9 protein-coding genes are annotated in these 9,515 nt (G+C 39.8%); 6 read left to right on the plus strand and 3 right to left on the minus strand.

The window, feature by feature from the left end:
* Nucleotides 1–47: 47 nt before the first annotated feature.
* The 6 genes from H5181_RS08130 to H5181_RS08155 all read left to right on the plus strand — a co-directional run bounded on the left by H5181_RS08130 (nt 48) and on the right by H5181_RS08155 (nt 6,019).
* On the plus strand, nt 48–1,238 hold the full coding sequence (locus H5181_RS08130) for a DUF2855 family protein (protein WP_182750735.1): 1,191 nt from the start codon (nt 48–50) through the stop codon (nt 1,236–1,238).
* A gap of 86 nt (nt 1,239–1,324) precedes the next feature.
* The gene (locus tag H5181_RS08135; protein ID WP_182750736.1) at nt 1,325–2,236 is read left to right on the plus strand and encodes a bile acid:sodium symporter family protein; all 912 of its coding nucleotides are present in this window, start codon (nt 1,325–1,327) and stop codon (nt 2,234–2,236) included.
* A 177-nt stretch (nt 2,237–2,413) separates the two neighbouring features.
* Complete coding sequence (locus H5181_RS08140; RefSeq protein WP_182750737.1) at nt 2,414–3,106, plus strand: crotonase/enoyl-CoA hydratase family protein; 693 nt, start codon at nt 2,414–2,416, stop codon at nt 3,104–3,106.
* A gap of 10 nt (nt 3,107–3,116) precedes the next feature.
* Nucleotides 3,117–3,971 carry a crotonase/enoyl-CoA hydratase family protein gene (locus H5181_RS08145; protein WP_182750738.1) on the plus strand — a complete coding sequence of 285 codons (855 nt, stop codon included), beginning with the start codon at nt 3,117–3,119 and terminating at the stop codon, nt 3,969–3,971.
* A 90-nt stretch (nt 3,972–4,061) separates the two neighbouring features.
* Complete coding sequence (locus H5181_RS08150; RefSeq protein ID WP_182750739.1) at nt 4,062–4,847, plus strand: alpha/beta fold hydrolase; 786 nt, start codon at nt 4,062–4,064, stop codon at nt 4,845–4,847.
* Between the two features lie 71 nt (nt 4,848–4,918).
* Complete coding sequence (locus tag H5181_RS08155; protein WP_182750740.1) at nt 4,919–6,019, plus strand: sorbosone dehydrogenase family protein; 1,101 nt, start codon at nt 4,919–4,921, stop codon at nt 6,017–6,019.
* A gap of 565 nt (nt 6,020–6,584) precedes the next feature.
* On the opposite strand, the gene H5181_RS08160 is transcribed toward H5181_RS08155, so the two are convergent.
* The 3 genes from H5181_RS08160 to H5181_RS20720 all read right to left on the minus strand — a co-directional run bounded on the left by H5181_RS08160 (nt 6,585) and on the right by H5181_RS20720 (nt 8,744).
* Nucleotides 6,585–6,896: a hypothetical protein gene (locus H5181_RS08160; protein WP_124016370.1), complete on the minus strand. Its 312-nt coding sequence runs from the start codon at nt 6,894–6,896 to the stop codon at nt 6,585–6,587.
* An 817-nt stretch (nt 6,897–7,713) separates the two neighbouring features.
* Entirely contained in the window at nt 7,714–8,304 is a 591-nt protein-coding gene (locus tag H5181_RS08165; protein WP_182750741.1) for a hypothetical protein, read from the minus strand.
* Nucleotides 8,301–8,744 carry an AHH domain-containing protein gene (locus H5181_RS20720; RefSeq protein ID WP_259397004.1) on the minus strand — a complete coding sequence of 148 codons (444 nt, stop codon included), beginning with the start codon at nt 8,742–8,744 and terminating at the stop codon, nt 8,301–8,303. The genes H5181_RS08165 and H5181_RS20720 overlap by 4 nt, the downstream gene beginning before the upstream one ends.
* Between the last annotated feature and the right edge of the window lie 771 nt (nt 8,745–9,515).

Here is a 9,515-nt window from a genome sequence, read left to right on the forward strand (position 1 = left end):
AGTGCGCTGAATAACAAACGAAATAATAATAACGATAAAGGGATTTTATGACGACATTAACATCACAAACTCAACAGGCACTCGTATTTGAAGTGGCTAAAAATGACTTGTCACAAACACGTGTTGTTGAGCTTAATATTGAGCTGCCATTGGCTGAAAATGAAGTATTACTTAAAGTGAGTAAATTCGCGTTAACCGCAAATAACATCAGCTATGGCATCACTGGTGATGCATTAGGTTATTGGCAATTCTTTCCTGTTAACAATTCCCCTTTGGATACTGCTTCAAATTCGATTACGTCTAAAGCTAATACAGTTCAACACACTCAATGGGGACGATTACCTGTGATGGGGTTTGCCGATGTGGTGTCATCAAATAATAAAGATATCAACGTTGGTGAACGAGTATGGGGATTTATGCCGATGGCGACTCATTTCAAAATCATTGGCGGTAAAGTTAACCCTACGGGATTTTCAGATCTCAATCCATGCAGAGAAGGCCTATCTCCGGTTTATGCGCGCTTTGATCGCGTCAGTGCTAATCCTTTTTATCAGCTAAAAAATGAAGACTACGATATCTTATTACGCGGACTGTTCACCACATCTTGGTTAGTGGATGACTTTATGTTCGACAATAATTATTTCGATGCCACGCAATATCTGATTACCAGTGCATCCAGTAAAACCAGTATCGCCCTCGCCTTTGCCATCAAACAAAGAGGCCAACGTAGCACTGTTGGCATTACCTCAATGGCCAATCTCAGTTTTGTTGAATCATTAGGTTGTTACGATCACGTTATTAGCTATAACGACATCACCACCCTAGATGCCAATGTGGCATCCATCTTAGTAGACATGGCCGGAGGTAAAAAAACCTTAGCCGCCATTCATCATCACTTTACCCAACAACTGCGGTATTCATGCCGGATTGGCGCAACCCATCATGGCGATATTGACTTAACAGACACACAAAGTGATGGTCTGCTACCAGGTGCGACTCCAACATTCTTTTTTGCACCAACGCAATTGAAAAAACGTAGCCTTGAATGGGGCGTTGGTGAAACCATGAAACAAATGAATCAATCGTTACTCAATTATATCGAGTTTTGTCGTTCTAACATCACCCTATCCCACACCCATAATCTTCACCACGTTAATGATATTTACCAACAAGTGTTAACAGGCACCGCTGATGCCGCGGTTGGCCAAATCATCTCGTTAGATACAAGTTCATCATAAACAAACCCAGTATAAACACGCTCATAGTAGAAAAATAAAAAAGGACGTTATCGGCCCAATAAAGGTCATATTTGAATGAGGTTATTATGGAAGATATTGAATTAGTGACATTTGTTAACACGCAAGTTATCCCTGTTTGCATCTTTTTAATTATGATGGGCATGGGGTTGTCTTTAGTGACAGATGATTTTAAACGCGTGCTTAAGTACCCTAAAGCAGTCGCGATAGGACTAACTAACCAGCTGCTTTTGTTACCTATTATTGGTTTTGGATTAGCTAACATTATGCCGTTAGAACCAGAATACGCTGTAGGCGTTATGTTACTGGTACTTTGCCCTGGCGGCACGACTTCTAATATGTTTTCTCACTTAGCAAAAGGTGATGTGGCGCTGTCGGTCACGATGACTGCGGTGGCCAGCTTAATTACCGTATTTACTATTCCTGTAGTACTTAACTATTCGTTAATCCACTTTATGGGGCAAGGGAATGAATTTCAGTTGCCAATACTTACAACGATGTTCAGCTTAATGAAGCTGACTATTGTGCCTATTGTAATTGGTATGATGATAAGACGTTACGCACCTAAAATAGCAGAAAGCACTCAAGTTCATGTGTCACATTTTGGCATATTGTTTTTGACGTTGTTGATTATATTTTTAACGTATATTCAGCAAGATATCGTTATTCCAGCACTTATCGCCGCTGGGCCAGTATCGATTATTCTTAATATCTCAACCATGTTGCTTGGATATTATTCAAGTAAGTTGTTTGGATTAAACTTGGCGCAACGTACCTCGATTACGATTGAAGTCGGCTTACAAAACAGTACCTTATCAATGTTTATGGCATTAACACTGTTAGCTAACTACAAGATGTCTTTCACGCCCGCGATTTACACTCTCACAATGCTCTTTACCGCAGGGATTCTAGCGGGTATGTTAAATTCAAAGTATTTTAAATCAAAAAGTAATAGTGAAGTGATGGCCGATAACGCCTAGCCTAATAAAACACTGACGATGAGCTCCGCGCGAATCGTCAGTGATGATTTAGTCGCAAAAATATTTAGACAGACTTCTTTAAAATACCTAACGAGAACAATGAAATAGTAAGCATTGTTAGCGCTCTACATTATAACGTTTAATAACAACTATTTATAACAAGAAGAAAGGTAAACAATGGAACTGATCACCGTAGTAATCGAAAACAATGTACATGTTATTACCCTGAACAATGGCAAAGTGAATGCTATATCGCCTGAAGTCATCGCTCAAATTAACAGTGCATTAGACCACGCAGAACAACAAAATGCGGTTGTCATATTAACTGGCCAACCTGGTATTTTATCTGGCGGTTACGATCTTAAAACCATGAAGCAAAGTTCACAAGCTGCAATTGCTTTGGTCACTTCGGGCTCAACATTAGCTCGCAGAATGCTGTCATTCCCAACACCGATTATTGGTGCCTGTTCAGGCCATGCCATTGCTAAAGGTGCATTTTTACTACTCAGCTGTGACTACCGTATTGGCAGCACAGGGCCATTTAAAATTGGCCTAAACGAAGTGGCTATTGGGATGACAATGCATCAGGCTGGCATTGAAATCGCGCGTAATCGTATACCGCAAAACTACCTGTCGCGGGCGGTAATCAATGCTGAATTATTTGCACCAGAACAAGCTGTATTGGCAGGTTTTCTTGATCAAGTGGTTGAGCCAGAACAACTCATGGACACTGCACACGCCGTGGCTAAACACATGCAAACACTGAACATGCCTGCGCATTTGGGAACCAAGTTAAAGGAGCGTCAGTCTATTCTTGCCTCTTTGGATGCAGCAATAGAACAAGATAAGCTTATTACATTGAATTTATAAGGATATAAATATGATATCGCAAAAGACCTACCAAACGCTCACTGTCGACATTAACGATAAAGTTGCTCACATCATTCTTAATCGTCCTGACGCATTAAACTCAATGAACGTCGACTTTTGGCATGAGTTTCCAAGCGTAATACACGAGATTAATAATCAATCTGCGGCTCGCGCGATTGTTATCTCCTCTACAGGCAAGCATTTCAGTGCCGGTATGGACTTAGCGGTATTCAGTGCGAGTAACAGCGACGATAATATCGAATTAGGCCGTAAACACGACCACTTACGCCGTTTAGTGCTCAAATTGCAAGATTGCTTTAATGTGCTTGAAACTGCACGTATGCCTGTACTCATGGCCATTCAAGGAGGCTGTATTGGTGGTGCTGTCGATATGGTCACCGCGGCAGATTGCCGTTATTGCACCAGCGACGCTTTTTTTAGCATCGAAGAAACCAAACTCGGCATGACCGCTGATGTAGGGACCTTGCAGCGTTTACCTAAATTGATTTCAATCGGATTAGTGAAAGAGTTAGCCTACACAGGCCGAAGAATGCCTGCGGCTGAAGCCAAAGCAGCCGGATTAGTTAATCATGTATATGAAGACCAAGCATCAATGTTAACTGCTGTATTAGGCATTGCTGCAGACATTGCCGCCCGCTCGCCTTTAGCCGTTACCGGCTGTAAAGAGATGATTAACTATGCACGAGACCACAGTGTCGCCGACAGCTTAAATTACATGTCGGTATGGCAAAGCGGCATGTTCCAACCTCAAAACGACATGATGGAAATCTTTAAAGCGAAAGCGCAAAATCGTGCGCCTGAATTTGAAGAATTAACGCAAATTGACCCATTAAAAATATTCTAAGCATTGGGTAAACCCGCGCTATTTATGATTAACTTAACTCATGAGTGAATAAAATCAATCATAAATAGCGCTAACCCTTTAGAGCAAACTATGAAAAAACCAATAATTAACCTTGTGCATGCCAACGGCTTCCCCGCGGGCAGCTATAAAACGTTCCTACAAGAATTTGATAACGATTTTAGAACCATAGCCCACAACCAATTTGGCCATAATGTACTTTACCCAATACACAATAACTGGCAACACCTAGTCACGGAACTTGTTGAATTTATTAAGAAGCAAGATGAAAAGGTCATTTGTGTTGGGCATTCATTCGGCGGTGTTATATCGTTTATCGCTGCCTGCCAACATCCTGAGCTTTTTCGAGGTTTAGTGATGCTCGATCCACCTGTCGTCACGGGCGCATTCTCACATTTGCTGAGTGTTATTAAGCGAACACCTTATATTGATAAGCTTTCTCCCGCAGGTAAAGCGAAAACACGCCAGAATCTATGGCCAGAAAACACTAACTTGGTTGATTATTTTTCACAGAAAACCTTGTTTAAAAATTTCGATTCACGTTGCTTACAAGACTATGCCTCATCAAGTGTGGTGCTACGTAATAAACGTTTAGAGCTCAGCTTCTCACCCGCTGTAGAAGCCGACATTTTCAGGCATTTACCGACCAACCTTGTTAAGTACAAAAACAAACTGACCGTGCCAGCAAAACTGATTTACGGTGAAAAGACTCAGATATTCCCGATTAAACATTTTTTTCGGTTTGCAAAACTGAACGACATCGAATTAATGACGCTACCCAATGGCGGACACATGTTTCCATTAGAACAACCAGAAAACACCGCCAATATGGTTAAACAGATCATTAAAAACTGGTGATAATTACCATTACACTTGGCAACTAACTCAAATAACTCAAACAGATAAACAATCTACATAAGAGGCCCAATATGATTAAACCAATCAGTTTGCTATCTACCCTCGCGCTTTTGGGCTTATCTTATTCAGTCTATGCACTGCCGTTAAATAACATCCAATTACCAGCAGGGTTTACCATCGATGTGTATGCCGAAAACGTAGAAAATGCACGCCAGATGGCGCTTGGTGACAACGGATCTGTGTTTGTAGGCAGTCGCAAAGCAGGCAATGTTTATGCGCTTATAGACAGTGATAATGACTTCAAAGCTGACAAGAAAATCATTATCGCAACGGATTTGTTTATGCCATCCGGTCTTGCTTACCATAATGGCAGTTTGTATGTCGCTGAAGTCGATAAAATCTGGCGTTATACTGATATTGAACAATCATTACCCAAGATCCCTAAACCAGAATTGGTGTACGACAAGCTGCCTAACAAATCCCATCACGGCTGGAAATTTATCGCTTTTGGCCCAGATGGAAAGCTGTACATTCCCGTCGGCGCGCCTTGTAATGTGTGTGAAAGTGAGCTTCCCTTTGCCAGTATTTTACAATTAGATCTTGAAACAAAACAAACCACTATCGTCGCTCAAGGTGTACGCAACAGTGTCGGATTTGATTTTCACCCACAAACAGGTGAGTTATGGTTTACCGATAATGGCCGCGACATGATGGGCGATGATTTACCCGATGATGAGCTTAATCGTGTGAGCAAAAAAGGCCAACACTTTGGTTTTCCTTATATTCACAACACAGATATTGCCGATCCAGATTTTACTAACCCCAAAATCGCCAAACTCAACACGCCTCCGGTATTAACCTTAGGTGCTCATGTTGCTGCATTAGGCATGGAGTTTTATCAAGGTAGTCAATTCCCAGCGGCTTATAAGCAATCAATCTTAATTGCCCAGCACGGCTCGTGGAACCGCACTAACAAAGTGGGTTATAGTGTTATGCAAGTTGTCCTTGAAGATAATAAGGTGATTGACTATAAGCCGTTTGCCACAGGTTGGCTTGAAGGCGAACAAAGCTGGGGCCGACCTGTTGATGTGATGACCCTGGCAGATGGCTCTATCTTGGTATCTGATGACTTTGCCAATGCCGTGTATCGGATTAGTTATACCAAGCAATAAAAGCCAAGCGTTAAGCTTTAGCTGTACGACTGGGATACAGTTTGATCACTATCAAACTCACTCTTGGACAAAAGTGTATTTAAGATATGGCCTGCGGCCACTAACGTCGTGGCGCTTCGCCCACACCAGACCAAGTGGAAACCAACGGCTGTTCCCTCTTGGAACTCCCAGCCGCCCCGCAACATTTTAGCTATTTACAAAACAAGAGCTGCGAAAAGGTCGCCATGGGAATTGATCCATCTTTGAATCTCGTTTGTAATCGGCCTCGGCCTTACTAGAAAATGCTAACGCTTTCGATGGTACATCCTGTACCGCGAAAGCTAGCCTGACGTCCTGTCAGGCTCACGCTATTTTCTTCAACGGCCTCAAGTTCAGAGTTGAATTTATCCATTCCCAATCATGTCTTCTGACTCATTTATGGACAGAAACGAGTTAGAACATTAATTCTAATTCGTGAGTTTCAGGTTAAAATTTCTATGGGTAACGCCCATATTAACGGGCTATACGAGCACAGCCTGCTGTTTGTGTCCCGTTGACTTGCTTGTTATGAAACGCCATTTTATACCTAGCAAGCACCATTATATATGGTACTTTTCAAATGCGGAATTATTTCATTTTTCCAAACCTCCGGAGCAACCATTCCCGAAGACATCCCTCCATGACTATACTTCTTTATATGAACATATTCAGAAGAATCTATACTAACCCCTGATAGCTCCTCGAAAGCGCAATACATAATCACTTCAAATTCCGATTCTGTTGGGATTTCGGTTTTTCGCAAAAAACTTGCTAACTCATAATAGAGATAACTATCTCCTCTCAGGCCATGGGAGCCCATATTTTTTTCCATCGCACTTCCGATATCAGAATATTTCACAAGATAATCCTAGCTTCATAACGTTTTAGTATTTGTGCGTTGCGCCGTTTGCATGGCACAAACCGCTTGTTGGACTTGGCCGATGCCTAGTCCATATTAATTGGCATGCTTCATGCTATAGGAATTTGTTTTTTTCGATGCTGGCTCTGGGCTGCAGAGCAGTTTTGAGTCAATTGGTATCGATTAGTGGGTAAGTTTTTCATTGAAATTCCTTTTCATCGAATCTTCCTATCATACATCTTTAAGCTTGGCTGATTCAATGAGGGTTATAAACTCAATTGAAGCATCTGTTGGCTCCGCGCAGCGGCTTAGTTCAACATTTATTAGTGCGCATGCGCGTTCACCTCATAAGACCAGTAAAAACGCGCATAGTTAACTAATTGTATTTTAAGTAACTTATCAGCTTTCCTTCAAATATACTATCCGGGAAAATGCGCATCCGCATTTTCCAAACTTACTACCTAAACTCCGTTTGCATAAGCTATTAATTTTAATAACTTTATATTTTTACGGTTGAAATAACGCGCATGTGAATTGACTTAAAAACGCTCAAAACTAATTTAGTTTGAATATGACTGTACACCCATCCAGTTTCACTCACTCATGATGCAGAGCAAAAACCTAGGTTAATAGATAAGAATTTGTAGGACAACTCGTTAGTAAGTTTTTGATTCACTAAACAAGTGCTAGCAAGCTTTGGGGCATAAGTTGTTTACGAGCTAAAGCTTTTTACTGAAAAAATCTTAATGGTATCAGCTAGCTATACCATACAGTCCTTTAATATTTACTAAATGTATATAACAATAGTCGTTCTAATTTACTCTTCTGGAAAAATACTAATAAGGTCTTTGTAAAATGTTAACCCTGTATAATTATTCAGATGTACAGCCTTATAGAATGTTTCATTGCAATATATTAGATTGCCACCTTCGAGGTTTGACCTATATAAGCTCTTTGTTGTCACATCATCATCTAAGAAAACCAATGATGATAAGCCACTTTCAAAACCATCAATATATTTAACTTCAGTTAACTGCAAATCCTCTTTTCCATAGACAAGAGTATTAAACAACATCATATCCCCACGGTTAGTTTTAAGGGGAATAAACTCACCATAATTAACTATTATCGGATAGAGTTTTTCATAAACTGACAAGCTCATTACCAAATAATCTCCAACCATAATAATGTCAGGTTCTAGTGTATACTCTGAATGAAAATCACACTGCAATTCCCCATTAAAAAATTTACGAATACTATTATCTTGACATGATTTCGACATCAAATTTGATATTAACTCATCTATCGTATACTGAGATTCTTTTGCAATTTGACTAGCGATAACAAATACGTCTAGATCAAGTGCTGCAATCATATTATCAGGATGACTCAAACGATATATACTCATAATCCTTTCCATATTTGTTCATCGGCTTCAAAAATGTTGGCTGGTAAGGTTCCTGTCTTAATGTGATTTTTCACAATTCTTAATTCATTAAAAAATTTCGCTTTACCTTGGGTTGATAAACCTTTCTTGCCAAGTGTAGTACCGATCCATCTTTCATAATTTTGACGATGTAACTTTCTGTGAGGAGGAGCTTCACTTGTAGCCCAATCAAACTGTTTATTACTTAGAAAATTAATTAACCATGTACCATTTATTGGGTCATTAATTCCTATTCCGCATAAATGCATATTTAATCGGGCTGCAATAATTTGAGCTTGAAGAAAACGTCCTTTCCCACTAATTATATGATGTGCTTCGTGATTAGAAGTAGGCTGGGGTTCACCAATGGCAAATAAAAAATTAGCTAACTTTCTAGTTGGATGGTGAGCCTCACCCTTCAAATCAGAGAGACTAGCTTTACTAGAAACATCTCTATAATCCTGAAGATATGATTGAGCTATTGCAACAGACTCGATACGTTTCCTCTGTTCTTGTGGATGTTTATAATCTTGATCTAGTTGACTCTGTACTTGTTTTGAATTGTTTAATTTTTGCTTGGCGTCATAATACTTTTTAGCTTTTAGCTTTTAGCTCAAAGTTATAAATTGCCATTTCAAGTGCCGATGGATCATTTGGACGTGTCGGTTGTGGATATGTCGTAATAGGTTGTTGAATAGCACTCATACTATCTTCCCTGATAAGCAACTGAACGCATAAACTAGTATATTGAAAGTAACCTTGTCAAACATTAACAGATTGTTATTTAATTAAATATTGCTACTCTCTCACGATTGCATACTAAAGTATTATTAATAACCCTTAGTTATAGGCCATCTACTGTATTTAGAGTGTAAATTCGAACTATCAAGAATTTTAATTCTCTGTAAAATTTGGTGTGTTCTACAACATTTGACTCATTTTTGGACATTTCCGAGTTAGAACATTAATTCTAATTCGTGAGTTTCAGGTTAAAATTTCTATGGGTAACGCTTAATATAACTGGAAAATACGAGCGCTTTACAGCGAGTAGTTTTCCAGTTGATGTTTTTGTGTACGCCCAGCATGGGCATGAACTAATGAGGTGAAAGTCCTCTGTAGGAAGGTCACCGTTACTCTTATTAATTAGAGAATAACATACTGTTATTAAACGTTAACTACTAGTGAATGGCAAG

The organism is Shewanella sp. SG44-2 (genome assembly GCF_014164215.1).
GTDB classification, from domain to species: domain Bacteria; phylum Pseudomonadota; class Gammaproteobacteria; order Enterobacterales; family Shewanellaceae; genus Shewanella; species Shewanella frigidimarina.

Coding starts and splice junctions, on each gene's coding strand:
- H5181_RS08155 (WP_182750740.1), top strand. CDS start 4,919: ATGATTAAACCAATCAGTTTGCTATCTACCCTCGCGCTTTTGGGCTTA.
- H5181_RS08150 (WP_182750739.1), top strand. CDS start 4,062: ATGAAAAAACCAATAATTAACCTTGTGCATGCCAACGGCTTCCCCGCG.
- H5181_RS08165 (WP_182750741.1), bottom strand. CDS start 8,304: ATGAGTATATATCGTTTGAGTCATCCTGATAATATGATTGCAGCACTT.
- H5181_RS08135 (WP_182750736.1), top strand. CDS start 1,325: ATGGAAGATATTGAATTAGTGACATTTGTTAACACGCAAGTTATCCCT.
- H5181_RS08140 (WP_182750737.1), top strand. CDS start 2,414: ATGGAACTGATCACCGTAGTAATCGAAAACAATGTACATGTTATTACC.
- H5181_RS08145 (WP_182750738.1), top strand. CDS start 3,117: ATGATATCGCAAAAGACCTACCAAACGCTCACTGTCGACATTAACGAT.
- H5181_RS08130 (WP_182750735.1), top strand. CDS start 48: ATGACGACATTAACATCACAAACTCAACAGGCACTCGTATTTGAAGTG.